The organism is Trinickia diaoshuihuensis, from assembly GCF_003390925.1.
In the GTDB taxonomy this organism is placed as follows: Bacteria; Pseudomonadota; Gammaproteobacteria; order Burkholderiales; family Burkholderiaceae; genus Trinickia; species Trinickia diaoshuihuensis.
In genome coordinates this window covers 111,595-137,926 of the sequence record NZ_QUBS01000087.1, presented here as the reverse complement: position 1 = coordinate 137,926, position 26,332 = coordinate 111,595, and the positions used below count along the sequence as shown (strand labels likewise).

General features: G+C 64.9%; 20 protein-coding genes. 13 read left to right on the top strand and 7 right to left on the bottom strand.

The window, feature by feature from the left end:
* Window position 1 precedes the first annotated feature (1 nt).
* A complete protein-coding gene (locus tag DXT59_RS25210) occupies window positions 2-1,591 on the bottom strand; it encodes a DUF1800 domain-containing protein (protein ID WP_116140345.1) in 1,590 nt (529 codons plus the stop codon).
* A 28-nt stretch (window positions 1,592-1,619) separates the two neighbouring features.
* On the bottom strand, window positions 1,620-1,964 hold the full coding sequence (locus DXT59_RS25205) for a hypothetical protein (RefSeq protein ID WP_240324667.1): 345 nt from the start codon (window positions 1,962-1,964) through the stop codon (window positions 1,620-1,622).
* Window positions 1,965-2,200: 236 nt separating this feature from the next.
* Between DXT59_RS25205 and ompR the strand changes: the two genes are divergently transcribed.
* The 4 genes from ompR (at window position 2,201) to DXT59_RS25185 (ending at window position 5,668) form a co-directional block, all read left to right on the top strand.
* Complete coding sequence (gene ompR / locus DXT59_RS25200; RefSeq protein ID WP_420823430.1) at window positions 2,201-2,935, top strand: osmolarity response regulator transcription factor OmpR; 735 nt, start codon at window positions 2,201-2,203, stop codon at window positions 2,933-2,935.
* 38 nt (window positions 2,936-2,973) lie between these two features.
* Window positions 2,974-4,323 (top strand): ATP-binding protein, encoded by a 1,350-nt coding sequence (locus DXT59_RS25195; protein ID WP_116140340.1) that lies wholly within the window; start codon window positions 2,974-2,976, stop codon window positions 4,321-4,323.
* 192 nt (window positions 4,324-4,515) lie between these two features.
* Window positions 4,516-5,064: a peroxiredoxin gene (locus DXT59_RS25190; protein ID WP_116140338.1), complete on the top strand. Its 549-nt coding sequence runs from the start codon at window positions 4,516-4,518 to the stop codon at window positions 5,062-5,064.
* Between the two features lie 76 nt (window positions 5,065-5,140).
* Window positions 5,141-5,668: a carboxymuconolactone decarboxylase family protein gene (locus DXT59_RS25185; RefSeq protein ID WP_116140336.1), complete on the top strand. Its 528-nt coding sequence runs from the start codon at window positions 5,141-5,143 to the stop codon at window positions 5,666-5,668.
* 61 nt (window positions 5,669-5,729) lie between these two features.
* Here DXT59_RS25185 and ispF read toward each other — a convergent pair whose 3' ends face one another.
* Complete coding sequence (gene ispF, locus DXT59_RS25180; protein WP_116140334.1) at window positions 5,730-6,221, bottom strand: 2-C-methyl-D-erythritol 2,4-cyclodiphosphate synthase; 492 nt, start codon at window positions 6,219-6,221, stop codon at window positions 5,730-5,732.
* Between the two features lie 100 nt (window positions 6,222-6,321).
* Complete coding sequence (gene ispD / locus DXT59_RS25175; protein ID WP_116140332.1) at window positions 6,322-7,032, bottom strand: 2-C-methyl-D-erythritol 4-phosphate cytidylyltransferase; 711 nt, start codon at window positions 7,030-7,032, stop codon at window positions 6,322-6,324.
* A 169-nt stretch (window positions 7,033-7,201) separates the two neighbouring features.
* On the opposite strand from ispD, the gene mfd reads away from it, so the two are divergent.
* From mfd to DXT59_RS25160, 3 genes are all read left to right on the top strand, one after another.
* Complete coding sequence (mfd, locus tag DXT59_RS25170) at window positions 7,202-10,714, top strand: transcription-repair coupling factor (RefSeq protein WP_116140330.1); 3,513 nt, start codon at window positions 7,202-7,204, stop codon at window positions 10,712-10,714.
* A gap of 102 nt (window positions 10,715-10,816) precedes the next feature.
* Window positions 10,817-12,076 carry an acetylornithine deacetylase gene (gene argE / locus DXT59_RS25165; protein WP_116140328.1) on the top strand — a complete coding sequence of 420 codons (1,260 nt, stop codon included), beginning with the start codon at window positions 10,817-10,819 and terminating at the stop codon, window positions 12,074-12,076.
* A gap of 35 nt (window positions 12,077-12,111) precedes the next feature.
* Window positions 12,112-13,125 carry a threonine/serine dehydratase family protein gene (locus DXT59_RS25160; RefSeq protein WP_116140326.1) on the top strand — a complete coding sequence of 338 codons (1,014 nt, stop codon included), beginning with the start codon at window positions 12,112-12,114 and terminating at the stop codon, window positions 13,123-13,125.
* 150 nt (window positions 13,126-13,275) lie between these two features.
* Here the strand turns inward: DXT59_RS25160 and DXT59_RS25155 are convergent, their stop codons facing one another.
* Window positions 13,276-14,427 carry a patatin-like phospholipase family protein gene (locus tag DXT59_RS25155; RefSeq protein WP_116140324.1) on the bottom strand — a complete coding sequence of 384 codons (1,152 nt, stop codon included), beginning with the start codon at window positions 14,425-14,427 and terminating at the stop codon, window positions 13,276-13,278.
* 73 nt (window positions 14,428-14,500) lie between these two features.
* Window positions 14,501-16,969, bottom strand: coding sequence for a penicillin-binding protein 1A (locus tag DXT59_RS25150; protein WP_116140744.1), 2,469 nt, complete (start codon window positions 16,967-16,969; stop codon window positions 14,501-14,503).
* 389 nt (window positions 16,970-17,358) lie between these two features.
* Here DXT59_RS25150 and DXT59_RS25145 point away from each other — a divergent pair, with 389 nt between their 5' ends.
* The 5 genes from DXT59_RS25145 to DXT59_RS25125 all read left to right on the top strand — a co-directional run bounded on the left by DXT59_RS25145 (window position 17,359) and on the right by DXT59_RS25125 (window position 22,710).
* Entirely contained in the window at window positions 17,359-17,856 is a 498-nt protein-coding gene (locus DXT59_RS25145; RefSeq protein ID WP_162878238.1) for a hypothetical protein, read from the top strand.
* A gap of 246 nt (window positions 17,857-18,102) precedes the next feature.
* Window positions 18,103-18,789 carry a PspA/IM30 family protein gene (locus DXT59_RS25140; protein ID WP_116140320.1) on the top strand — a complete coding sequence of 229 codons (687 nt, stop codon included), beginning with the start codon at window positions 18,103-18,105 and terminating at the stop codon, window positions 18,787-18,789.
* Between the two features lie 86 nt (window positions 18,790-18,875).
* The gene (locus tag DXT59_RS25135; protein WP_116140318.1) at window positions 18,876-20,054 is read left to right on the top strand and encodes a tetratricopeptide repeat protein; all 1,179 of its coding nucleotides are present in this window, start codon (window positions 18,876-18,878) and stop codon (window positions 20,052-20,054) included.
* A gap of 2 nt (window positions 20,055-20,056) precedes the next feature.
* A complete protein-coding gene (locus tag DXT59_RS25130; RefSeq protein WP_240324666.1) occupies window positions 20,057-21,586 on the top strand; it encodes a flavin-containing monooxygenase in 1,530 nt (509 codons plus the stop codon).
* 155 nt (window positions 21,587-21,741) lie between these two features.
* Window positions 21,742-22,710 (top strand): alpha/beta fold hydrolase, encoded by a 969-nt coding sequence (locus DXT59_RS25125; protein ID WP_116140316.1) that lies wholly within the window; start codon window positions 21,742-21,744, stop codon window positions 22,708-22,710.
* A 51-nt stretch (window positions 22,711-22,761) separates the two neighbouring features.
* On the opposite strand, the gene DXT59_RS25120 is transcribed toward DXT59_RS25125, so the two are convergent.
* On the bottom strand, window positions 22,762-24,393 hold the full coding sequence (locus DXT59_RS25120) for a methyl-accepting chemotaxis protein (RefSeq protein ID WP_116140740.1): 1,632 nt from the start codon (window positions 24,391-24,393) through the stop codon (window positions 22,762-22,764).
* 455 nt (window positions 24,394-24,848) lie between these two features.
* Here DXT59_RS25120 and DXT59_RS25115 point away from each other — a divergent pair, with 455 nt between their 5' ends.
* Complete coding sequence (locus DXT59_RS25115) at window positions 24,849-26,252, top strand: methyl-accepting chemotaxis protein (protein WP_116140738.1); 1,404 nt, start codon at window positions 24,849-24,851, stop codon at window positions 26,250-26,252.
* The last annotated feature ends 80 nt before the right edge of the window (window positions 26,253-26,332 follow it).

The window sequence follows — 26,332 nt, the reverse complement described above, 5'->3', positions numbered from 1 at the left end:
GTTAGTCCAGTTGGTACACGGGATCCATCAACAACGCGCGCAAGTACGCCGCGCTCGATGCGCCGGTATCGATCGGATCGACCGGCGAGAGCGGCAACACCGCGTGCTGCCATTGCAACTCGATCGAGAGCCCGGGATGCTGCGCCGGCGTCATACTGTAACGCGCGAGCCAGCCTTCGAGATCGAACCGCATGCCGTGCGCGCGTGCGGGACCGCCCGGCGCGGACTGCATTGTCACGGCCATCTGTTTGCCCGCGCGTGCCCGGCGCGGTTCCGTCGCACGAAAGAGCTGCTCGACGAACTGCTCGCGGGCCAGCAGCGTCGTGCTGTTGATCCATGTCGTCCCGCCCGGCCAGCCCTTGACGTTCGGCGGTGCGAACAAGTTTTGCCCGAGATTGCGAACCGTGCCCGCGAGCCCGGCCGTATCGTCGTCGTCCACGTCGAACGAACGTAACGTGCCGACGACGAATTGCACGGGCGATTTGACGAGCAGGCCCCGGTTGCGTTCGTCCCAGAATGCGTCGCTCAGGAATAGCCCACGCAAGGCCACGGCGATGTCGTAATCGCTCGCACGCAAGCGCGCGGCGATCGACTCGATTTGAGCCGCGTCGGGTGTATCGGAAACGAACTCGCGCCATAGCTGCGTCACGATGAACGTCGCGGTTTGCGGCTGCGCCAGCAACAGGTCGAGCACCGCATCGCCGTCGAACGCCCCCGTCCGGCCGAGTACCGTTTTCATGCCGGAGTCGTGCCAATCGGCCCGCCAAACGAACTCGCGCGTATCGGGATCGAGGCTCCAGCCCGTGTAAGCGCGCGCCGCCTCGCTGACATCATGCTGGGCGTACTGTCCTTCGCCGAGCGTGAAGAGTTCCATGACCTCTCGCGCGAAATTCTCGTTCGGATGGCCTTTCCGATTACCCGCGCCGTCGAGGTAAAGGAGCATCGCCGGATCCTTCGCGATCGCATGCAGCATGTGCGCAAAGCTGCCGAGCGCGTCACGGCGCAATAACGCATTTTGCCGCGCCATCAGTTGCGGGTACGGTACTTTGTCCTGCGACGACGTAAAGTGCCCATGCCAGAACAGCGTCATGCGCTCCGTGAGCGGCGACGGCGTGACGACCATCTCGTTGAGCCACCATCCGCGCAGCGCGTCGTAGCGGCGTGCGCGTTCGGCCGCTGCGGCGCGGCGGGCGTCGGCATCGAGCGCATGCTCTTGCGCGCGCGTGGGAATCGCCTCGTCCACCCAGGCGGGCATCGCGGTGACGGGCGTCGTGCGAGCCGAGGCCAGCAATTGATCGACGGCCTGCCGGCGCGAGAGCCCAACGTACGGCTCGAGCGTTTGCGCGTCCGGCGCGAAGCCGGTGCGAGTGAGCAAGTACCGAGCGTCGTCTTCGTCGAGCAGCGGCGAAGACGAAGCGGCGCCGGCCGGATCGGATTGCTGCGCATCCGCTTCGGCCCGAGCCGAATACGCGATCGGCGTATGCGTCGAATGCGGGCGATGGGGCGCCGCCGCGGCGCTCGAAACGAACGTGACGACGAGCAGACCGGCGCCGAAGATCGCGCATGGCGAACGCCGCAGACGTTTTCGCATCGCCCTCCCCTTAGGCGTCGAATTCGAGTTACCGCTTGTAAAGCTCGCGCACCGCGTCTTCGATATGCTGACGCAATAAACGCCGCTCCTCGACCGTCATATGACCGTCACGCTGACGTTCTCCGAATTCGGCCGGCGACGAGGCCGTGCGCACGATGGACGCGGCCGGAGGCGCGCTGGCCGGAATGGAACGAGAGGCGCTTTCGGAAGGCAGGTAGCGATGATGGAACGATCGGGACGGCTCGGCTCGGCGCGCGCGCAGCGGCGGCTGCGCCTGAACATCGGCGGCAACGACCCAACTCGCGACAGCACCCGCGATGGCAACCGCGACAATCCGCGCTCGCACGCGCGGCACCGCGTATTCCACCGTCATCTTGTTCCCTTCGTCATGCGGCAACCGGCTACCTCGAATTACGTGTACTGATGCTCGATCCATCATCGAGCGCGAGAGAGAGGTGTTAATGGGATGAAGTATCCACCGAACAGCCGCTATCAGTGAAGAAGTTTATGTGCGCACCGTTTACGCCGCGCATCAAGACGGGTAAATTTTGTAACTGTCTGTAACCCGATAAATCGCACTTTCGCGTGCCGGTTTGCAATCGCGCTAAGATGCCGCCCATGGAAACGAAAAACCCTTCGAAGATTCTGGTCGTCGACGACGACCCCCGCTTGCGTGACCTGCTGCGCCGCTACCTCGGCGAGCAAGGCTTTAACGTCTACGTCGCGGAGAACGCGCCGGCAATGAACAAGCTCTGGGTGCGCGAGCGGTTCGACCTGCTCGTCCTCGATCTGATGCTGCCCGGCGAGGATGGCCTTTCGATTTGCCGCAGGCTGCGCGGCAGCAACGATCGCACGCCGATCATCATGCTGACCGCCAAGGGCGAGGACGTCGATCGTATCGTCGGGCTCGAAATGGGCGCCGACGACTACCTGCCCAAGCCCTTCAATCCGCGCGAGCTCGTGGCGCGCATTCATGCGGTCTTGCGCCGTCAGTCGCCGTCGGAGCTGCCCGGCGCGCCGTCGGAGACGGCCGAGGTATTCGAGTTCGGCGACTTCGCGCTGAACCTTGCCACGCGCACGTTGACGAAATCCGGTCAGGAAATTCCGCTCACGACCGGCGAATTCTCGGTGCTGAAGGTTTTCGCACGCCATCCGCGCCAGCCGCTCTCGCGCGAGAAGCTGATGGAACTCGCGCGCGGCCGGGAATACGAAGTGTTCGATCGCAGCCTCGACGTGCAGATCTCGCGTCTGCGTAAGCTGATCGAGGTCGATCCGAGCAGCCCCCGCTTCATTCAAACGGTTTGGGGTCTCGGCTACGTGTTCATTCCCGACGGCTCCGCGTGACGCACGTTCGCGCGCTTCGGACGCCACGATAGGTCCCCATGCGTATCAACCGGCGGTTTCTCGCCCACGCATTCGGGGGCCTGTTTTGGCGCACCTTTTTATTGATCGCGCTGCTGATCGCGGTCAGTCTCGCCGCGTGGTTTCAAAGCTTTCGCGTGATCGAGCGCGAGCCGCGCGCGCAGCGCGTCGCGCTGCAGCTCGTTGCCGTCGTCAAGCTCACCCGAACGGCGCTGCTCTACTCCGATCCCGATCTACGTCGCGCGCTGTTGCAAGATCTCGAAAGCAACGAAGGGGTGCGCGTCTATCCGCGCGAGAGCACCGATAAATTCACGCTGCAGCCCGACGAATCGCTGAACCGCCTCATCGAGCACGATATCCGCGGCCGCCTCGGCGACGACACGGTAATCGCACAGTCGGTCAACGACATTCCCGGCGTGTGGATCAGTTTCAAAATCGACGACGACGACTACTGGGTCGCGCTCGACCGCGATCAACTCGATAACGTCACGGGCCTGCAATGGGCCGGCTGGGGCATCTTCGCGTTGGCGCTTTCGCTATTCGGCGCGGCCTTTATTACGAGCCTCGTGAACCGGCCGTTCGCGCGGCTCGCGGCCGCGGCGCGTAGGGTCGGTTCGGGGCAGGCGCCCGAACCGTTGCCCGAGCAAGGCCTCGGGGTCGCCGCCGAGACAAATCGCAGCTTCAATCAGATGGTGCGCGACCTCGAACAGCTCGAGGCCGACCGTGCGCTGATGCTCGCGGGCATCTCGCACGACTTGCGCACACCGCTCGCACGCCTGCGGCTCGAAACGGAAATGAGCCCGTCCGATCAAGCGACGAAAGACGCGATGATCGACGACATCGAACAGATGGATTCCATCATCGGGCGCTTCCTCGACTACGCCCGGCCGCCTCAGCACTTCTCCCGCCCCGTCGATCTGTCGCTGATCGCGGGCGACATGGCGGCGCGCCTGGCCAGCGAAGACGGTGTGCGTCTAACCGTCCGTCTGGCCGAATCGGCCGTCATCGAAGCCGACGAAACGGACTTGCGGCGCGTGGTCGGCAACTTGCTTGAGAATGCGCGCAAGTACGGGTTGAGCGAAACGGACGGTATTCCGCACATCATGGTCGAAACCCGGGTGTCCCATTCTCGGGCCGAATTGTCGGTGCTCGATGAAGGGCCCGGTATTCCGGAAGACCAAATCGGCCTCGTCACGCGTCCGTTCTACCGCGTCGATTCGGCCCGCACGCAGGCGAACGGAACGGGCCTGGGCATGGCGATCGTGCAGCGGCTCGTCAGCCGCCATCGCGGCCAGCTCAAGCTGCGCAACCGCACGCCGGGCCCGGGGCTCGAAGTTACCATCGACTTTCCGCTGGCCAAGAGCAACTAAGCGCCCGCCCCCGCTACGCGCGGGAATAGGCATCGTCGAATGCCAGGCGACCGCGCGTTAGTTATTTTCTATTTGAATGAAAGTTTGATAGCACTATAGTTTTCGTTGTCGCGGCGTCACGCATCCGTTACAGCGAGCCGGTAGTTTTGAGCAAGGTCTCACCCTTCTTCAACCAGAGATAGGAGTCACCGCATGAAAACCGTGGGCGATAAACTCGAAGCGTTCACCGTCACGGCCGCCAAGCCGGGCTTCAACCAGCATGAAGAAAACGGTCAGTCGGCGTTCGAAGAGATCACCGAGCAATCCTTCCCGGGCAAATGGAAAATCATTTATTTCTACCCGAAGGACTTCACGTTCGTCTGTCCGACCGAGATCGTCGAATTCGCGAAGCTCCAGAAGGATTTCGAGGAGCGCGACGCCGTGCTGCTCGGCGGGAGCGTGGACAACGAATTCGTGAAGCTTGCCTGGCGCCGTGAGCACAAGGATCTCGACAAGCTGAATCATTACTCGTTCGGCGACGTCAAGGGCGAACTGATCGACCAGCTCGGCGTGCGCGACAAGGAAGCGGGCGTGGCGCTGCGGGCGACGTTCATCGTCGACCCCGATAATACGATCCAGCACGTTTCGGTCAATAACCTCAACGTCGGCCGAAACCCGCAAGAAATCCTGCGCATCCTCGACGGCTTGCAAACGGACGAATTATGCCCGTGCAACCGCTCGATCGGCGGCGCGACGCTGTAAGCGCCCCTGCCGCTCAAGGCCCGCTAGGGACTCGGTCCGGCGGGCTTTTTGATCGATGCAGCGATAGGAGAAAGCGATGGAATTCCTCAATTCGATTAAGGAACACATCCCCGACTACGCCAAGGATATCCGCCTGAATCTGGACGGTACGATCGCGCGTTCATCGCTCGAAGGGCATGACGCGGTCGGCGTTGCACTGGCGGCCGCGTTCGCGGCGAAATGCCCGATCATCATCGAAGCGATTCGCACCGCCGGGGTGCTGACGCCCGAGGAAGTCACCGGTGCGCAAACGGCTGCGGCGCTGATGGGCATGAACAACGTCTGGTATCCGTTCGTCGAGATGGCCGACGATGCCGACTTGAAAACGCAGCGTGCCGAGCTGCGCATGGGCGCCTATGCGTCGCACGGCGGCGTGGATAAACGCCGCTTCGAGATGTATGCCCTCGCGGCATCGATCGTCGGCAAGTGCCATTTCTGCGTCAAATCGCACTACGCGCTGCTCAAAAGCGAGCAAGGGATGTCGGTGCTGCAGTTGCGCGATGTGGGCCGCATCGCCGCCGTCGTGAACGCCGCCGCGCTCGTCATCGCCGCGCAAGGCAAGTAGTCGCCCCAACGAACCAATGAGGGAACCGCCGTTTCATGTTCGGCGCTCCCCTCGCCAAGCGTTACGCGTCCTCGCCTTTGACGCTGAGCATGACGGCGGCTTGCGCCTCGATCCCCTCGCCTCGCCCGAGGTAGCCGAGCTTCTCGTTCGTCTTCGCCTTGACGTTGACGCGCGTGAGCGGCAGGCCGAGATCCTCGGCAATGTGGGCTCGCATGGCGTCGATATGCGGGGCGAGCTTCGGTGCTTGCGCAATGACCGTGCTATCGACGTTGACGATGTCGAAGCCCGCTGCCCTGACGCGCGCCGCGCATTCGCGCAGCAGCACGCGACTATCGGCGCCCGCGAAACGCTTGTCCGTATCGGGGAAATGACGCCCGATGTCGCCGAGCGCGGCGGCGCCGAACAGCGCATCGGTCACGGCATGCAGCAATACGTCGGCGTCGGAGTGGCCAAGCAAGCCGCGCTCGTAAGGCACCGTTACGCCGCCGATGATGAGCGGGCGGCCCGCGACGAGCGCGTGTACGTCATAGCCTTGTCCGATTCTGAAATTCATTTGCAAGTCTCGCTGCTGTCGCGGCCGGCTGGCCGCGGGTGGGGTGATAAGGGATGGCGCGGGGCCGCCGCGGCCCCGCGCGCTGATCGGATCGAACGGGTCAGCGGCCCGAGTCGTGCGTCAAGATCGCCTCGGCGAGCGCGAAGTCTTCCGGGTATGTGACCTTGAAATTGCGCAAACTGCCTTGGACGAGACGCGGCGCATGGCCCAGCCACTCGATGGCGCTCGCTTCGTCGGTGAGGTCGTGCCCGTCGCGTTCGGCACGGCCGATCGCCTCGCGCAGCATGCCGATACGGAACATCTGCGGCGTTTGCGCCTGCCATAGACCGTTGCGCGATTCGGTTCGCGCGATCCTCTCGCCGCTTGCCGCATCTACGCGCTTGAGCGTATCGGCAACGGGCAGCGCCATGATGCCGCCCACGGCGTCGTCCGCCAACGCCGAGATCAGCGAACGGATCAACTCGGGCGTGATGCCGGGGCGCGCCGCATCGTGCACGAGCACCCAGTCGTCGTCGCCGGCGCCCATCTCGCCGAGCGCATCGAGCCCGTTGCGCACCGACGCTTGCCGCGACGCGCCACCGCAACGCCGCACGTCGAAACGAAGCGGCGCGAAACGCGCGGCATCGAAATGCGAGTCGTCGGGCGAAATGACGACGAGCGTTCGGGCCAACTCCGCGCAGGCATCGAAGGCGGCTAGCGTGAAATGCAGCAACTCGCGCCCGGCCACGGAGCGGTATTGCTTGGGCATGGGCGCGCCGGAACGGCTGCCGGTGCCGGCGCAGGGAATCAAGGCGAAAAAGCGGGAAGTCACGAGGTCGGAGTCGGGCCGTGCGCGGCCGCCAGTCAAAAATGGACGACGGATTTTATAATAGGCGCTTTGTTCCGGGCACCTCGTTTGCAAACGAGGCGAGGCCCGGTACTCGAAAACCCGCCGCGGCGGGCTTTCGCCACGTTCCAGCTAAGGCCGCTCGCCCTTCGTCATGCCGCAATCCGATTCCTCGTTAGCCTCGTCCAATCTGCCGCTCCCGCTCGTCAAAGCCGGTCAACGCTTTTCGTTCGACGGCACGCACGGCTCGTCCGATGCCCTGCTGATCGCGCGCTACAGCGAGGCGGCGCGCCTGCAAGCGGCGCAAGGAGGGCAGCCACCCGCGCGGCAACCTCTGCTGGCCGTCGTCTGCGCGAGCGCCGTCGATGCCCAACGCCTCGCTCAAGAAATCCCCTGGTTCGCGCCGAACGCCCGCGTCCGGCTGCTCCCCGACTGGGAAACGCTGCCCTACGACACCTTTTCGCCGCACCAAGACCTGGTCTCGGAACGGCTCGCAACGCTGCACGACCTCGGCGAAGGCCGCTGCGACATCTTGCTCGTCCCGGCCACGACGGCGCTGTACCGGATGCCGCCCGCCGCCTTCTTGGCCGCCTACACGTTCTCGTTCACGCAAGGCGAGCGGCTCGACGAGGCCAAGCTCAAAGCGCAATTAACGCTGGCGGGCTACGAGCACGTGAGCCAAGTCGTGCGTCCCGGCGAATACTGCGTGCGCGGCTCGCTGATCGATCTGTTTCCGATGGGCTCGCCGCTGCCGTACCGGCTCGACTTGTTCGACGACCAAGTCGATTCGATCCGCGCGTTCGACCCCGACACGCAGCGCAGCCTCTATCCCGTGCGCGACGTGCGCCTGCTGCCCGGGCGCGAGTTTCCGTTCGACGAAGCCGCGCGCACGGCGTTCCGCAGCCGCTGGCGCGAGGTATTCGAGGGCGATCCGAGCCGCTCCTCGATCTACAAGGACATCGGCAACGGCGTGCCCTCGGCCGGCATCGAGTACTACTTGCCGCTGTTCTTCGACGAGACGGCCACGCTGTTCCATTACCTGCCGGACGATGCGCATCTTGCGTTCGTCGGCGATTTGGACGGCGCCATTCGCCGTTTTACGGCCGACACCAAACAGCGCTACAACTTCCTGTCGCATGATCGCGAACGTCCGATTCTCGAACCGCAACGCTTGTTTTTGTCGGATGACGATTTCTATACGCTGGCCAAGCCGTTCGCCCGGCTCGTCTTGCCCGCGGGGAGCGGCGGCGCATGGTCCACGGCGCTTCCCACGCTCGCGATCGACCGTCACGCCGACGATCCCGTGCTCGCGTTGCGCCGCTACGTCGAGGATAGCGGCCGGCGCGTGCTCGTCGCCGCCGAATCGGCCGGCCGGCGCGAAACCATCGCGCAGCTCTTCGCCGAGCATGGTCTGCGCCCCGAATCGATCGATAGTTTCGAAGACTGGCTCACGTGCGACGCCCGCTTCACGCTTGGCGTCGCACCGCTGACGAGCGGCTTTTCGCTGCCCGGGGAGGGCGTCTCGATCGTCACGGAGACCGAGCTATACGGCGCCCTCGCCCGCCGCGCGGGCCGCCGCCGCCAAGAACAGGCAAGCAGCGTCGATTCGATGGTGCGCGACCTGTCCGAACTGAAGGTCGGCGACCCCGTCGTGCATGCACAGCATGGCATCGGCCGCTATATGGGCCTCGTGACGATGGACCTCGGCGAAGGCGAAACCGAGTTCCTGCACCTCGAGTACGCGGGAGACAGCAAGCTGTACGTGCCCGTCGCCCAGCTTCACGTGATCTCGCGCTACAGCGGCGCGGATCCCGAAAGCGCCCCGCTGCACGCGCTCGGTTCCGGTCAGTGGGAAAAAGCCAAACGCAAGGCCGCGCAGCAAATCCGCGATACGGCCGCCGAGTTGCTGAACCTCTATGCCCGCCGCGCCGCGCGGGAAGGTCACGCGTTCAAACTGGAGCCGCGCGATTACGCCAAGTTCGCGGAAAGCTTCGGCTTCGAGGAAACGCCCGACCAAGCCGCCGCGATCGCCGCCGTGATCGGCGACATGACGGCGGGCCGGCCGATGGACCGGCTCGTCTGCGGCGACGTGGGCTTCGGCAAGACCGAAGTCGCCCTGCGCGCCGCCTTCATCGCCGTGATGGCGGGCAAGCAAGTCGCGCTGCTCTCGCCCACCACGCTACTCGCCGAACAGCATACGCAGACCTTCTCCGACCGCTTTGCCGATTGGCCCGTGCGCATCGCCGAACTGTCGCGGTTCAAATCGACGAAGGAAGTCAATGCGGCCGTCGCCCAGATCAACGACGGCTCGGTCGACATTGTCATCGGCACGCACAAGCTGCTTTCGTCGGACGTGCGCTTCAAGCGGCTGGGGCTCGTCATCATCGACGAGGAGCACCGTTTCGGCGTACGGCAAAAGGAGGCGCTCAAAGCGTTGCGCGCCGAGGTGGACGTGCTGACGCTGACAGCCACCCCGATCCCGCGGACGCTGGGCATGGCGCTCGAAGGACTGCGCGATTTTTCGGTGATCGCGACCGCGCCGCAAAAGCGGCTCGCGATCAAAACCTTCGTGCGGCGCGAGGAAGACGGCGTGATTCGCGAGGCCATGCTGCGCGAATTGAAGCGCGGCGGGCAGGTCTATTTCCTTCACAACGAGGTGGAGACCATCGAAAACCGACGCGCGATGCTCGAAGCGCTCGTGCCGGAGGCCCGCATCGCCGTGGCGCACGGCCAGATGCACGAGCGGGAACTCGAGCGCGTGATGCGCGAGTTCGTGGCGCAGCGGGCCAACGTCCTCCTTTGCACGACGATCATCGAGACCGGCATCGACGTGCCTAGTTCGAACACGATCATCATTCACCGCGCCGACAAGTTCGGTCTCGCGCAGTTGCATCAGTTGCGCGGCCGCGTCGGGCGTTCGCATCACCAGGCCTATGCATATCTGCTCGTACACGATCCCCAAGGGCTGACGAAGCAAGCACAACGCCGGCTCGAGGCGATTCAGCAGATGGAGGAACTCGGTTCGGGCTTTTATCTGGCGATGCACGACCTCGAGATCCGCGGCACGGGCGAAGTGCTCGGCGACAAGCAATCGGGCGAAATCCACGAAATCGGCTTCCAGTTGTACTCGGACATGCTCGCCGACGCCGTGAAAGCGTTGAAGAACGGCAAGGAGCCCGATCTCACGGCCCCGCTTGCCGCGACGACCGAAATCAACCTGCACGCACCCGCGATCTTGCCGGCCGATTACTGCGGCGACGTCCAAGAGCGGCTCTCGATCTACAAGCGGCTCGCCAGTTGCGAAACGAGCGATGCCATCGACGACATCCAGGAAGAGCTCATCGACCGCTTCGGCAAACTGCCGCCGCAGGCGCATGCGCTCGTCGAAACGCACCGATTGCGGCTCGCGGCGAAACCGCTCGGAATCTCGAAGATCGATGCTGGCGAAGCCGCCATCAGCTTGCAATTCGTGCCGAACCCGCCGATCGACGCGATGCGTATCATCGAGATGGTGCAGAAGCACAAGAACATCAAGCTAGCCGGGCAAGACAAGCTGCGCATCGAAACGCGCAGCCCCGACCTGTCCGTACGCCTTGCCACGGTCAAGGAATCGTTGCGGGCGCTTGGCGCGCCGGCGCGGCAAAGCGCGGGCGCGGCGGCACGCTGATCCCACGCCATGGCGCAGTGCACAAACGGGAAGGAGGCCGGCGCCGGACCCTTCCCGTTTTTTTCGGTATGATCGGAGCCACTCAAAAGCTGGAGTTTCGTCATGTCGCAGGCTGCTGAAACGGCACCGCTTTCCCCTCCTTCGTCTTCGTCCGAGCCGGCTTCGGCTCTTTCCGCCCAATCCGAGCTCTCGCCGCTCGGCCTGTCCTGGGTCCAGCGCCTCGTCTCCATCGACACCACCAGCCGCGTCCCCAACCTCGGTTTGATCGAGATGGTGCGCGATGCATTGGCAGAACAAGGCATTGTCTCGACGCTCACGCACGATCATCGCGGACAATGGGCCAACCTGTTCGCCACGATCCCCGCTCACGACGGACAAACGAACGGCGGCGTGGTGCTGTCGGGACATACGGACGTCGTGCCCGTCGACGGTCAGGCATGGGATAGCGATCCGTTCAAGCCCGAGGTGCGCGACGGACGGCTTTACGGACGCGGCACATGCGACATGAAGGGCTTCATCGGCATGGCGCTCGGACTCGTGCCCGACATGCTGGCGGCGAGGCTCGCCAAGCCGATTCACCTTGCGCTTTCGTTCGACGAGGAGATCGGCTGCGCCGGTGCGCCCTATATGATCGACGAGCTCGTGTCGCGCGGCCTGAAACCCGAAGGATGCATCGTGGGCGAGCCCACCAGCATGCGCCCCATCGTCGCCCATAAAGGCATCAACGCCTACCGCTGCTGCGTGAGCGGCCACGCGGCCCACTCTTCGCTGACGCCGAAGGGGCTCAATGCGATCGAGTACGCGGCGCGGCTCATTTGCCATATCCGCGATCTGGCCGACGCGATGCGTCGCGACGGCCCCTTCGACGAGCATTACGACGTCCCGTTCACTACGGCGCAAACGAGCACGATCGAAGGCGGCAACGCGATCAACACCGTTCCCGCGCAATGCCGCTTCGCGTTCGAATTCCGCAACCTGCCCACGCTCGATCCCGACGCGATCTTCGCGCGTATCGAACGCTACGCGCAGGAAACGCTGCTGCCGCAGATGCGCCGCGAGCACCCCAGCGCCGCGATCGAGTTCACGAGAATCGCCGCGGCACCGGGGCTCGACGCGTCGGAGCAAGCGGCGATCACGGCTCTCGTGCGCGCGCTCACGGCAAATCGCGAAACGCGCAAGGTCGCCTACGGCACCGAGGCGGGACTCTTCGCGCGCGCCGGTGTGCCGAGCATCGTCTGCGGCCCGGGCGATATCGAACAAGCGCACAAGCCCAACGAATACGTCGAACTCGCGCAACTGTCGGCGTGCGAGACGTTCTTGCGCAAGTTCATCCGCAGTATGTCGGCCGGCGCGCAGGGTTAGCGCGCCGTTTTTCCACCCTCGACGCGCGCCGAATCATGTCCACCGCCATGCCGCAACCCACCGATCGCACGATCGACGGCGAGCCGATTCCCACGCTCGATGCCATCGCCACGCAGCATTTCGCGCTGACGCCCTGGGTGTTGCGCACGCCCGTGTTCGAGCGGCATGACTTCCCGTCGCTCGAAGACACGTCGGTGAACTTCAAGTTCGAACTGCTGCAGGCGAGCGGCAGTTTCAAGGTGCGCGGCGCGTTTACGAATCTGCTCGCACTCGATGCGGGGCAGCGCAGCGTCGGCGTGACCTGCGTATCGGGCGGCAATCATGCGGCGGGCGTGGCCTATGCGGCGATGCGGCTCGGCGTCAGCGCGAAGGTGGTGTTGCCGCGCGCGACGAGCGCCGCGCGGCTCGCGCTGTGTCAGCAATATCGCGCGGAAGTGGTCCTGGCCGACACGGCGGCCGAAGCGTTCGAACTCGTGCGCCGTATCGAAGCGGAGGAAGGCCGCTTCTTCGTCCACCCGTTCAACGGCTACCGGACCGTGCTCGGTACCGCGACGCTCGGCTACGAATGGGCTACGCAAACGCCCGACCTCGACGCCGTCATCGTCCCGATCGGGGGCGGCGGGCTCGCCGCGGGCGTGTCGACGGCCCTGCGGCTGGCCAACACGCGGGTGCACGTATTCGGCGTCGAACCGGAGGGCGCCGACGTCATGAGTAAGAGCTTCGCGGCCAATCACACGATCAAGATGGGTGCAATGCACACGATCGCCGATTCGCTGGCCGCGCCCCATACCGAGCAATACAGCTACGAGCTATGCCGGCGCCATATCGATCGGATCGTGACGGTCTCGGACGATGCGTTGCGCGGCGCGATGGCGAAGCTGTTCAAGCGGTTGAAGGTCGCCGTGGAGCCGGCCTGCGCGGCACCGCTCGCGGCCCTGCTCGGCCCGCTGCGCGAGACCTTGCAAGGCAAGCGCGTCGGCGTCTTGTTGGCCGGTTCGAATACCGATCCCGCCACGTTTGCGGCGCAAGTCAGCGACGGCAGCGCTTAGTCGCATAGGTCCCCGGGATGCGCCGATGTTATCCCCAGAAAATGTTGACAGACCTGTTGATAAGCAGGGGGAGATGGCGCTAACCGGTTGTACGCACAACGATTTTTCCGCCGCGCTCGATTTGCGGCAGCGCCCGGCAAAGCGCCGCCTTCAGACGCCCGGTCCCGCCCGATAAACCGCGATCCCCTCCATCGGATCCATCGCTTCTTGCCAAGGCGCGCGTTCGATCATGCGGCGCGTGTCCTCATATCCGGCCGCGCGGCGACGTTCGATTCCGGCCGGAGAAAAGTCGATATCCTTATGCAGATCGTCGTTGCCGAAACTCGGCGCGTCGAGTTCGATGACTCGCATCGTCGTGCCACAGCCCCATGCCAGCAGATCGCGCACGGCCTGCGAATCGCGTTGCGGTTCGGCGATGTATTGCTCCAACTCCCGAATGACGTGGCGCAACCGGTGAATCTGCTTCTGCCGTTCGAGATGACTTTGCGCGCGGCTCGAATATTGGATGTCGCGCTGGCGCACCATCGCTTCGACGATCGATTCGGGCTCGCGCCCGTTGGCGGGCCATAGCTGCACCGCAAAGATCACCGAGCTGCGGCGCGGACGATCGTCGAGCACGGCTTCGAGCGGCGTATTCGAATAAATGCCGCCGTCCCAATACGATTCGCCGTCCAATTGAACGGACGGAAACCCAGGCGGAAACGCGGCCGATGCCATGACGTGTTCGACGTTCATCCGCTCGTCGCGATTCGTGAAATAGCGCATCCGTGCTTGCGCCACATGCACGGCGCCGACCGTCAAGCGAACGGCTTGCGTATTGAGGTAGTCGAAATCGACGAGACGATCGAGCGTTTCGCGCAACGGCTGCGTCGTATAGAACGCCGCATGCTCGCGGCCAAGAGGCGTGCCGAGCGCCCACCACGCATATGGCGACGGCGTGAAAAAGGCGGGGATGCCCTGCAAAAAGATCGATGCGCGGCGCCACCAATCGTCGAGCGCGGGCAGCCATCCCGCGCTTGCGCTGCCCGTCGCCGCTACCCGGGACCAAAACTCGCGGAGCCGGTCCAATCGGGCGCCGGGCGGATTGCCGGCGATGATCGCGCCGTTGACCGCGCCGATCGACGTGCCGATCACCCAATCGGGCTCGATGCCCGCATCGTGCAGCGCCTCATAGACGCCCGCTTGATAGGCGCCGAGCGCCCCGCCGCCTTGCAGCACCAGCACGATTTGCCCGGCGATATCGCCGCGCCGCGCGCATGTTTTGGGCGCCGTGCCGGCGCCGCCCGCCCCGTTCTCGTCCATCCGCCTCTCCGTGCCCCACGCGAAGCAACTGCCCGATATACGCAAGCGAGCGGTCCTCGGATGCGCCAGTCAGTTACGGCCGATTGTCCTCGAACAAATTGAGGATTTGCTTTTGTTCTTGCTGCGTCACATTGGGCGCGGGCGTCGCCATCCCTGCCGGGCCGACGGAACCGACTGCCGCGCTCGCATCGCCGGCGCCACCGGCCAGCGCCGTCCCCGAGTCCATGCCGATGCTGGCCACGAAACCGTTGCCCGGCACCTTGTCGGCCAGATAAACCTCGCCGTCGAGCGACACCACGTCCTGCGGCATCGGCATCGGCTGATCGGGCACGCCACGCAGCGCGCGGCCCATGTACTCGACCCAGATCGGCAGCGCGAGCTGGGCGCCGAACTCGCGGCTACCGAGGCTCTTGGGCTGGTCGTAGCCCATCCAAGCCACGGCGACGAGCGTCGGCTGATAACCGGCGAACCAGCCGTCTTTCGCGTCGTTCGTCGTACCGGTCTTGCCCGACAAATCGGAGCGATGCAACACATTGGTGCCTGCGCCCGTACCCGCGGTGGCCACCGAATGCAACAGGCTGTTGATCAGATAGGCGTTGCCGGCGCTGATGGCGCGCGGTGCATCGCGGCCCGCGACGATCGGCTGCGCCTTCGAGATCGGCTGGCCGCGCGCATCGTCGACTTCGGCGATCAAATACGGATTGACGCGATAGCCGCCGTTGGCGAACACCGAATAGGCCACCGCCGACTGCAGCGGCGTGACGAGGCCCGCCCCCAGCGCCATCGGCAGATACGGCGGGGTTTTGTCGGCGTCGAAGCCGAAGTGCTGGGTCACGAAGTCTTGGGCGTATTTCGTTCCGATGAACGACAAGATCCGGATCGAAACCAAGTTCTTCGATTTTTCGAGCGCGACGCGCATCGACATCGGCCCTTCCGGATGATCGTCGTCCTTCGGCTCCCACGGCTGACCGCCCGGCGTGCTCGGTGGGAAGTACAGCGGCGCGTCGTCGATGATCGTGGCCGGCGCGAGGCCCTTCTCGAGCGATGCCGAGTAGATGAAAGGTTTGAAGCTCGAACCCGGTTGACGCCACGCCTGCGTGACGTGGTTGAACTTGTTCTTGTTGAAGTCGAAACCGCCGACGAGGGCACGCACGGCGCCGTCTTGCGGCGCGAGCGAAACGAGCGCGCCTTCGACCTGCGGCAGTTGCGTGATCTGCCAATTGCCCTTCGCATCGGGCATCAAGCGCACGATCGAGCCGGCGCGGATGCGCTGCGCTTGCGGTGCGCGGGCACTGAGCGCGAACGCCGCGAAACGCAGCCCTTCACCCGTGACTTGCGCCGTGCCGCCGTCGACGAACTGCACGGTGATTTGCTTCGGGCTCGCCTCGGTGACGACCCCGGCGACGAGCTCCCCGTCGTCCGGGTGGTCGGCCAGCGCGTCGTCGATTGCCTCGTCGCGCTGATCGCCGGCCGCCGGCAGCTCGACGAAGCCTTCCGGCCCGCGATAGCCGTGGCGGCGTTCATAATCCATCACGCCCTTGCGCACCGCGCGATAGGCGGCGTCTTGATCGGCCGAGTCGAGCGTCGTCGTGACCGTCAAGCCGCGCGTATAGGTCTCGTCCTTGTACTGCGCGTACATCATCTGCCGCACCATTTCGGCGACGTATTCGGCGTGCACGCTATATTCGTTGCCCGCGACCTTGGTGTGGATCGGCTCCTTGACGGCTTCGTCGTATTGCGCCTGCGTGATATAGCCGAGTTCGAACATCCGCTTCAGGATGTACGCCTGGCGGATCTTCGCGCGCTTCGGATTGACGATCGGGTTATAGGCCGACGGCGCCTTGGGCAGTCCCGCCAGCATCGCTGCCTGCGCGAGCGTGATGTCCTTCAAGTCCTTGCCGAAGTACACGCGCGCGGCCGCGGCGAAGCCGTAGGCGCGCTCGCCCAGATAGATCTGGTTCATGTACAGCTCGAGGATCTGATCTTTCGTCAGCGCGCGCTCGATCTTGTACGCGAGCATCATTTCGTAGATCTTGCGCGTGTATGTCTTTTCACTCGAGAGGAAGAAGTTGCGCGCCACCTGCATCGTGATCGTGCTCGCGCCTTGCGACGCGCCGCCGTGCATCAGATCGGTCGTGCCGGCTCGCAGGATCCCCAAGAAATCCACGCCGCCGTGCTCGTAGAATCGATAGTCCTCGATCGCGAGCACCGCCTTCTTCATGATGTCGGGGATGTCCTGAAACCGCACGAGGCTACGCCGCTCCTCGCCGAACTCGCCGATCAGCACGTGATCGGCCGTATAGACGCGCAATGGGACTTTCGGGCGATAGTCGGTTAATGCCTCGAGCGACGGCAATTGCGGCGCCATGACGATCAAGGCATAACCGACGATCAGCGCACCGACGATCGCAAGCGTCGCCACGAGCCCGGCGAACGTCAGCGCGATACGTGAGCCAATGGAACGGCGGCTATCTGGAGCGGAGCGGGAAGGTTCTCGGTCGGCCGGACGGTCGACGGAAGGCGGTCGTTTGATAATAGGCATGACGGCATGAATGGCGCGGCTCTCAGCGCCTCTCTCGCGCGGGCGGTATCCGCCGCGCAACTCGTAGTAGTCGTGTGGTCGGCCGTATTCGGCGGTCAACCGCCGGGGACGGGCCAACAGCGCATTCTAATGAAATCGCCGCGACCGCATCGGAATTTTTTTGTAAGAATTAACCAAAAGCGGCACATTCGCCCGATAGCCTGAAGTTATCAACAGAAAATGTTGAAAGACCTGTGGAGAAGCGGCCAAAAACGCTTCCAAGTGATTGATCGGGCACGGATAACGCTACTTCGCTCGTTTTGAGGCAGCGTGCCGCCTTATGATGGGGGGTGAAGTCCACCGCCCGTGCCTTGCGCGCCGCGCCGCGCATCCAAACTAGCGAGCCGCCCATGAACGCACCCAGCAGCGAACGCCTCGTCGTCTTCGTCACGCCCGCGCAAAAGCGGGTGCTCGCGGCCCGCGCACAGCGCATGGGAATCAGCTTGAGCGAACTCGTGCGCCGCGCGGTGCTTGCCTTCGATGAGACCGGCCAGGAGGTTCGGGCCGCGGGGCTCGTCGATCGGCTAGGCGCGGCAAGCGTTTCCCGCCGCGACGATGCATTGCGGCGTCTCGCACAGGGCCAGCGCGCCCCGCAAACGCCTCGCGAGGCTAAAGCGGCGTCGCCGATGGCCGAGGCGTCCGCCGCCGAGACGACCTGCTTGCCCGTAGCCGCGGCGGTCGCGCAAGCGCTGGCGGCGCAAGCGGTCGCGCCGCCGGCGGAGGATACCGCCTCGGAGACGCAGACGCTCGTCGCGCGCGTGCTCGCGAACAAAGCGTACGCGGGCGCGATCGAAGAGGAGCGGCCCGGCCACGCGCAGCCGGCGATCGAAAGCGGCCGCCGCGCCTGAACCGCCCCGGCGCCCAAGTGGCCGCATTCGATTTAAGCGGGTTTTAACGAAGGCCTGATGTACTATCCGCGGGCGGCAAAATTAGGAAGCGATCGTGAGACGGATCTTGCAATCGCCTTCGTTGCCCCGACATTCGGGCCGAGCGCCGCGCCGCCCACGGCGAGGCGGCGTAGCATGTAGAGATCGGTACTTGACGAACTGCCACACGCTCGCGCCCGGCGCCGACTTAAATTCACGGAGGTTTTCATGTCGTTGTTCGACTCTATTTCGCGTACCGTCAAAGGCTTGCTCAACGATGCGGCCGATTCCGTCCAGGACCCCTCGCGCGACGCGCGTCAGATCGTGCGCGAGCTCGACGAGAGCATCGGCAAGGCCGAAAACGCGCTGATCGAAATCGAGGCGCAAGTGGCCATGCAGCAAAGCAAGCGCGACGCCGCCGCCGAGAAAGCCAAGAAGTACGAGGACGGCGCCAAGCGCGCGCTGCAATCGGGCGATGAAGCGCTCGCGCGCGAAGCGTTGGCCGCGCAAGCGAACGCCGAGGCGGAACGCGATGCGTTGGCGAAGGAATTGGCCACGCTCGAGCCGTCCGTCGATCAGCTCAAGAGCCAAATCGCCGATATGCGCCAGCGCCGCAACGATTTGAACGCGCGCTCGAACATCCTTCAGGCCAAGCAGGAGATCTCGCAAGCCAAGGACGTGGCGGCGACGGCGCTCGGCGGCATCGGCGGTAAAAACCTCTCGGAAGATTTCCGCAAGCTCGAAGATAAGGTCGCGCTCTCGAACGCCCGCTCCGATGCGCGCCTGAACTCGGCCGACACCTCGTCGGGCAAGGCGCTCGAGGACAAGCTCGCGGCGCTCGATCGCGGCCCCTCGGTGGAAGATCGTCTCGAAGCGCTCAAAAAGCAGATGAATCAAAACACGCCGGCGCAGTGACGCATGGCGATGCGGGCACGCCGCGGCGCGCCCGCTCGAATAGGTCGATGGTTATGGAGACGGGCTCGGTTCGCCCGGTTCACTGAATGAAGACATTTCTCGCAGCCTTGGGCGCGGCCCTGCTATTGATCTCGAGCGCGGCCTTCGCCGTGCCGAGCGCCGGCGACGTGGAACGCGCGATGGCGCAAGGCCGTTGGCAGCAAGCCGATGCCGAGCTTTCGCAGGTGCTCGCGGCCCATCCGAATAACGCTCACGCGCATTACCTGTACGGGCAAGTGCTCGAGAACGAGGGCCGGTATGCCGACGCGCTCGCGCAAGTCGAGCAGGCCAAGACGCTCGATCCGCAGATCCGCTTCACGAGCCCCGGCCGCTTCGCGCAAATCGAGGCGCGGATTCGCTCGGCGGCAAGCCGCAACGGCGCAGCCGTTGCGCCCGCGCCGACGAAGAGCGGCGGCGACTCGTTCGCCGCGGCGTTGCCTGCCACGCCGGCGCCGACTCATCGCGGCCCCTCGATGGGTATGTGGATCGGGCTGGCGATCCTCGTCATCGCCGTGGTCTTGATCCTGCGCTGGACATTGCGGCGCGCGCGCTCGACCGAGGACGGCCGAGCCGGCGAGGAGCGCCGGGCGCAACTGAAGCGCGCCACCGAGCTATTGAACGCCACGCGCTCGCTCAAGCTCGATGCGCGGCTATCGACCGCGCCGGGCCACGAAACGCTGACCAACGAAATCGAGAACGTCGAAAACCAATTGCGCGCGCTCGTCGAATCGCTCTCGAACAACGGCAATCCGGTGCCCGCTTATCAGTTGGACGATCTGGCTCGCCAGCTCGACAGCCTGCGCGCGCGCGTCGAAGGCCGCCCCGACCCGAACGCTCAAACGCCGGGCGCCGGGCCCTCGGCCTATGCGCAGGAAGCCGAACGCCTGCAGCAACAGCAAGCTCCGTACGGGACGCAGCAACCGTATCCACCGCAGCAACAGCCGCCCATCGTCGTTCAACAAGGCGGTGGCGGCATGGGTGGCATGGGCGGCCTGTTGACGGGCGTGCTGCTCGGTGAAGCGCTCTCACATGGGCGCGATCGCGTCATCGAGCGCGACGTGTATGTCGACGACGATGAAGCGCGCCGCCGGGCCGCCGAACGCAACGATGGCGGCGATATCGACTTCGGCCAGGGGTCGAACGACTGGAACGACGGCGGCGGAGGCGGAAGCGACGGCGGCGTCGATTTCGGCAGCAACGACTCGGGCGGCTGGAGCGATACCTGAGCGTGAGCAGTTCGAGCAAGATTGCGCTGCGCGTGGCGATCGTCGGCAGCGGGTTCGCCGGCATCGGCATGGCAATCCGGCTGCGGCGCATGGGCGTGGCGTCGCTGACGGTCTATGAAGCGGCGCCCGAGATCGGCGGCACTTGGCGTGATAACGCCTATCCCGGTGCCGCCTGCGATATCCCCTCGCACCTTTACTCGTTCTCGTTCGCGCCGAACCCATCCTGGTCGCGCACGTTCGCCTCGCAGCGGGAAATCCTCGACTATTTGCGGCGCTGCGCACGCGAGCATGGCATCGAATCGCTGATCCGCTGCAACGCTCGCGTCACGGCCGCGCGCTTCGACGACGACGCCCGCGTCTGGCGGCTCGACGTGTCGACGCCGCAAGCCGCGACCTCGGCGTCTCGACCGAACGAAAGCAATGAAACGGGCCTAGCCGGCGAAACCGTCGAAGCCGATATCGTGATCATGGCGAGCGGCCCCCTCTCGCGTCCCGCCATGCCCGGCATCACCGGCATCGAACGCTTTCGCGGCGCGCTCTTTCATTCGGCGCGCTGGGATCATGACTATGTCCTCGAGGGCAAAACGGTAGCCGTCATCGGCACTGGTGCGAGTGCCGTGCAATTCATCCCGCATCTGCAGCGGCGCGTCACCCGCCTGCTCGTCTTCCAACGAACGCCGCCCTGGATCATGCCAAGGCCCGACCGCCCGATCGGCGAGCGCGCCCAGCGTGTATTCCGCGCATTGCCGCTCGCGCAGCGGTTCGCGCGCTGGTCTCTTTATTGGCAACATGAGGCCCGCGCCCTCGCCTTCGTCGTCAATCCGAAGTGGATGCGCGCGCCGATGCGCTTCGCCTCGAGCTACCTCGCGCGGCGCGTCGGCGACCCCGAACTGCGCGCCAAGCTCACGCCCGATTACGTGCTCGGCTGCAAGCGCGTCTTGCTATCGAGCGATTACTACCCCGCGCTTACGCAGCCGAACGTCGACGTCATCACTGCCCCGATACGCGAAATCGTCGAGGACGGCATCGTGACCGAGGACGGCCGGCGCCGGCACGTCGACGCGATCGTCTGCGCGACAGGCTTCGAGGTGGCCGACGCGGGCGCCCCCTTCCCGATCATCGGCGCGCACGGTGCCGATCTCGATGCGCGCTGGCGCAGCGAAGGTCCGCAAGCGTACTTGGGTGCGAGCATCGCCGGCTTTCCGAACTTGTTCATGATGATCGGACCCAACACCGGGCTCGGTCACAATTCGATGATCTACATGATCGAGTCGCACATCGCTTACATCGCGAGTTGTTTGCGCCTGCTGTGCCGGCGCGGCGCGCGCACGATGCAGGTGCGAGAAGACGTCGAGCATGCGTTCAACGAATGGCTGCGGCAGGCGTTTCAAAAAACCGTCTGGGCGAGCGGCTGCCGCAGTTGGTACCTCTCCGAGCGCGGCCGGAACGCGGCTCTATGGCCGGGCTTCACCTTCACGTTCCGCCGACTCACGCGGCGCGTTCGCCCCGGCGATTACGTCTTCGAAAAATAACCCCGAGCCTCATCCGTTTAGACCTCGAATACCGCCTCTAAAGGACGGCAAACGCTTGCGTTCGCCGACACAATAGCGGACGGGTTTGCCAACGATATCGATACATATCAACGGAGAGCGCTCGACGCCGCGGCTTCGAGCGCAGGGAGAGGATCATGCAAGCCACGCCGTCTCGCGCCGCGTTGCCGCGGCGCTCGTGGCTCGAGCGCCTGGGGGTGATCAGCCTCGGGCGCGACGAGCTCGTCCGCCGCTATGGCCGTCCGCATTCGCGTTTTCTCTCGCTTATGGGCGCGCGCGTCCACTATTTGGACGAAGGCATCGGCACGGCCGAGGGTCCGCCCATCGTTCTCTTGCATGGATTCGGCGCGTCGCTCGATACCTGGGATGGGGTGGCCGCCGGACTCGCGCGCGAGCATCGCGTCATCCGCGTCGATCTCCCGCCATTCGGTATCACCGGGCCCTTGCGCGCGGCCTCCGGCGACATCGCCACCATGGACTTGCCCTCGTATCGCGCGTTTATCGACGCCTTCGTCGCGGCGCTCGGGATCGACCGCGCGATTTTCATCGGCAACTCCCTCGGCGGTCTCATCGCGTGGGACTACGCACTGCGTCATCGCGCGGGCGTCGATAGGCTGGTGCTCGTGGATGCGGCGGGCTTTCGCATGCGGCTGCCCCGGCACATCGCGCTGTTCACCCAGCCGCTCGTACGCGCAACGGTCGCTCATTGCATGCCCGATGCGTTCATCGTCGATGCGATTCGCTCGGTGTACGGCAATCCGCGCCTACCGGATACCGCCACGCTGCGACGCTATGCGGACTTCTTTCATGGCGAGGGCACGCGCGAAGCCGTGGTCAAGATGGTGCCGACGCTCGATTTCGCCAAGCTCGACGTCGAATCGCTTGCGAGGCTCGATGTGCCCACGCTCGTCTTGTGGGGCGGCAAGGATCGTTGGATTCCGCTTGCGCATGCGAACGAATTTGTCAGGCGCATTCGAGGGGCCCATTCGGTGGTCTACCCCGAACTCGGCCATATCCCCATGGAAGAAGCGCCGGAGCGTGTGCTCGCCGACTTGCAGGCATTCTTGGAACGCACGAGCGGCGCCGCGCTACGCGTCGCCGGGTAAGCTCGGGCCGCCGGGCGATCGGCGGCCCCTGTGCGGCTTGACGAGTAAAGCCTAGCTTGCCAAAACAGCGTGCGCGCCGAGCGGCTCGCGCGTCAGCCGAGCCGCGGCCGTTCTGGACGAAGACTCGAGCGAATGGCCCTGCACGCGGAAAGCCGCGACGGCGGCGTCCAGTTGGGCCGCTTGCTCTTGCAGCGAAGCGGCGGCCGCGGCGGCTTGCTCCACCAGCGCGGCGTTTTGCTGCGTGACCGAATCCATCTGCACCACCGCGAGATTGATCTGCTCGATCCCGGTCGATTGTTCTCCCGACGCCGCGCTGATCTTGCCGATGATATCCGTCACGCGATGCACGGCGGCGACCACTTGATCCATCGTTTCGCCGGCGCGGCCCACGAGCGCACTGCCGTTATGGACCTTGTCGGCCGAGGCCGCGATCAGCGATTTGATTTCCTTGGCGGCGCTCGCGCTGCGCTGCGCGAGGCTGCGCACCTCTCCGGCCACGACCGCGAAGCCGCGTCCTTGCTCGCCGGCTCGCGCCGCTTCCACGGCCGCGTTCAACGCCAAGATGTTCGTTTGGAACGCGATGCCTTCGATCACGCCGATGATGTCGCCGATTTGATGCGAACTCGACGCGATGTCCTCCATCGTGCGCACGACGTCGCCCACCACTTCGCCGCCGCGCGTCGCGGTATCCGACGCATCGCGCGCGAGCTCGCTCGCTTCGATGGCATGCGCGGCATTGAGCTTCACCGTCGCCGTCAATTGCTCCATGCTCGAGGCGGTTTCCTGCAGCGAGGCCGCCTGCTGTTCCGTGCGCTGCGACAGATCGGCATTGCCGGTGGCGATTTCGCGCGCACCGTGCATGATCGCCTCCGACCCGGTACGCACGCGAGAGACCGTCGCCACGAGCGCGACCTGCATCTGCTGGAGCGCCACGAGCAGGCGCCCCATTTCGTTCTGCCGATCGACCGAGATCGACCCCGTCAGGTCCCCCGCCGCGATGCGCTCGAAATGTTTGATGACCGCATCGATGGGCCGCACGACAGCCGCCACCAGTGCGCCACGCGCGAACAGACCGATCAGTAGCGCCAGCACGGCGATCGCCGCGGCACCCGTGGCCAAGGTGTGGAACATGGCTTGGGCGTCCGCGTAGCGCGTCTCTTGATGCGCAACCTGCAGCGCCTCGAGATCCGCGATCGCCTTTTCATAGCGTCCGTAGAGCTCGTTCGCCGTCTGCCCTTGGATCGTGCGGAACGTATTGAAGTCGTTTTGCTCGAGCGCCTGGAATTCCGGCTCGATCGCCTGCTGCACGAGCGCCGTGCGCGCCGCGCCGACGGCATCGGCCAAGCGCGACTCGTTCGAGTCGCGCGGCTTCGACAAGTAGGCGTTCCACTGCGTATCGCTGTCCTTCAATACGCCGTGCGCTTTCGGCAGCAGATCGTCGCCCGCTTTACCCATCGAAAACAGGGTCTCATAGCTGCCCAGCGCGAGCCGTACTTGCAACATGCGCTCGGAGCTCGTTTTCAAATGGGTCAAGGCGGCCGTATCGGTCGCATACATTTGCTTGAGCGCGTCGTTGCTCTGCTGCAAGCCCAGCATCCCCGCGCCCATGGCTGCCATCAGGGCCAGCGTATAGCCCGCGATCGTGAGCGTCAGCCCACCGCGAATCGTGAATCGTTTGAACATGGCATCGACGTGCGCGCTCTCGACGAGGCGTCGCACGGTCCCCTCCGTGGTGGTGGTAAAGCGCGCACATGCGGCTCTCTGCGGAGCGTCGGTGAAAGGCCCGGCCTGCTGCGAGTGGTCTGTTCGGGCGCGTCGTGCGTGCGAAGGTTCACGCGCAATCTAAGCGTTTCGCGGCGATTGCGCAATGGCTAAAAGCACTATAGTCATACTATCGTCATCCCCTCTCAAGTCGAGCCGCGCATCGTCCGTTAACACAAAGGAGAGCCTATCGACCGAGGCGGCGGGGCCTGGTTTTTACGGAGCGACACCCGCCCTTGCGCGCGCGTACAACGCGTAAGTGCCGCGTAAGCGGAATCGGATAGATATGGGCCGCGGGCGTCCTCGGAGTCGAGGCGGCGGCAATAACGAATGGCACGCGCAAGCCCATGGCGAATGCGCGCGAAGGAGACAGCATCATGCGCTTGACGTTGCGGCGGCCCGGGGCCGCCCGTTCGATCGTGGGAGACATCGCCGAATACGCCGGCAAGCTCGGCATCGAGATTTGCGACGTCTCGGGTCACGTCGAGGAAGTCGCGGGCCGCGTGGCGCAGCATGCGAACGTGTGCCGCTCGCTGCGCGAGTCGGCCTCCGTCACGATGCAAGGCAATCATCGGATCGCGCAGGCGGCCCAGCAAGTGCGCGTCGTCAGCAGCGAGGCGTCGAGCGCGGTCGAGCAATCGCGGCAAACGCTCGATGCGTCGCTGGCCGATATCCACGGCCTCGTCGAAGGCGTGACCGGCATCGCCACGCAAATCGAAGCGCTGCGCGAAGCACTCGATCACGTCAGCACCGTCTCCGAGGAAATCTCGCTGATCGCAAGGCAAACGCATCTACTCGCGATCAACGCCGCCATCGAAGCCGCGCGCGCCGGCGAATCGGGCAAGAGCTTCGCCGTCGTCGCGGCCGAGGTCAAGAATCTGTCGAGCAAGACCGCGCAAGCGACGGCTCAAATCGAAGCGACGCTCGCGCGCTTGACGCAGCAAACCGAACAACTGATCGCCGACGGCACCGAGAACACGGCGCGCGCGCATCGCGTGAAGGAAGGCTCGGCGACGATCGGCGCGATCGTCGAATCGACGGGTACCGCGATCACTCAGTTGCACGAAGAAGCCGAACAGATCGCCACGCTAACCGGCGATATCGAAACGCAATGCCACCACCTCGAGGAGCAAGTGGGCGAGATGGCGACCGGCGTCGAGCATTCGAGCGCGAACTTCCTCAAAGCGAAAGACCGCCTCGCCACCCTGCTTTCCGTTTCGGAAACGCTGATCGAATTGACGGCCGCCACCGGCGTCGAGACGCCCGACACGCCCTTCATCGCAGCCGCGCAGCGCACGGCCGCCGCGATCGGCAAGCGCTTCGAGCAAGCGCTCGCGCGCGGCGAGATCACCGAGGCCGCGCTGTTCGATGCACGGTACGTACCGGTCCCGGGCACCGAGCCGCAGCAGTTCACGACGCAATTCACCGCCTTCACCGATCGCGCGTTGCCCGAGATCCAAGAACCGTTGCTCGCGTTGGACCCGCGCGTCGCGTTTTGCGCCGCCGTGGACGTGCGCGGCTATCTGCCCACGCATAATCGAAAGTTCTCTCAGCCGCAACGCCCGGGGGATACGGTATGGAACGCGGCCAACAGCCGGAACCGACGCATGTTCGCGGATCGAACGGGACTCGCGGCGGCAACGCACACGAAGCCGTTCCTTTTGCAGACCTATCGGCGTGACATGGGCGGCGGCGCCTACGCGATGATGAAGGATGCCTCGGCGCCGATCTACGTGAACGGCCGCCACTGGGGCGGCCTGCGGCTCGCGTATAAGACTTGAGGAGCGCGCCGCGCGCGCAAATTCTTCCGTGACGGGCGCGCGGCCCTTCGCTATCATGGCCGCGATGGCATGCACCTTGC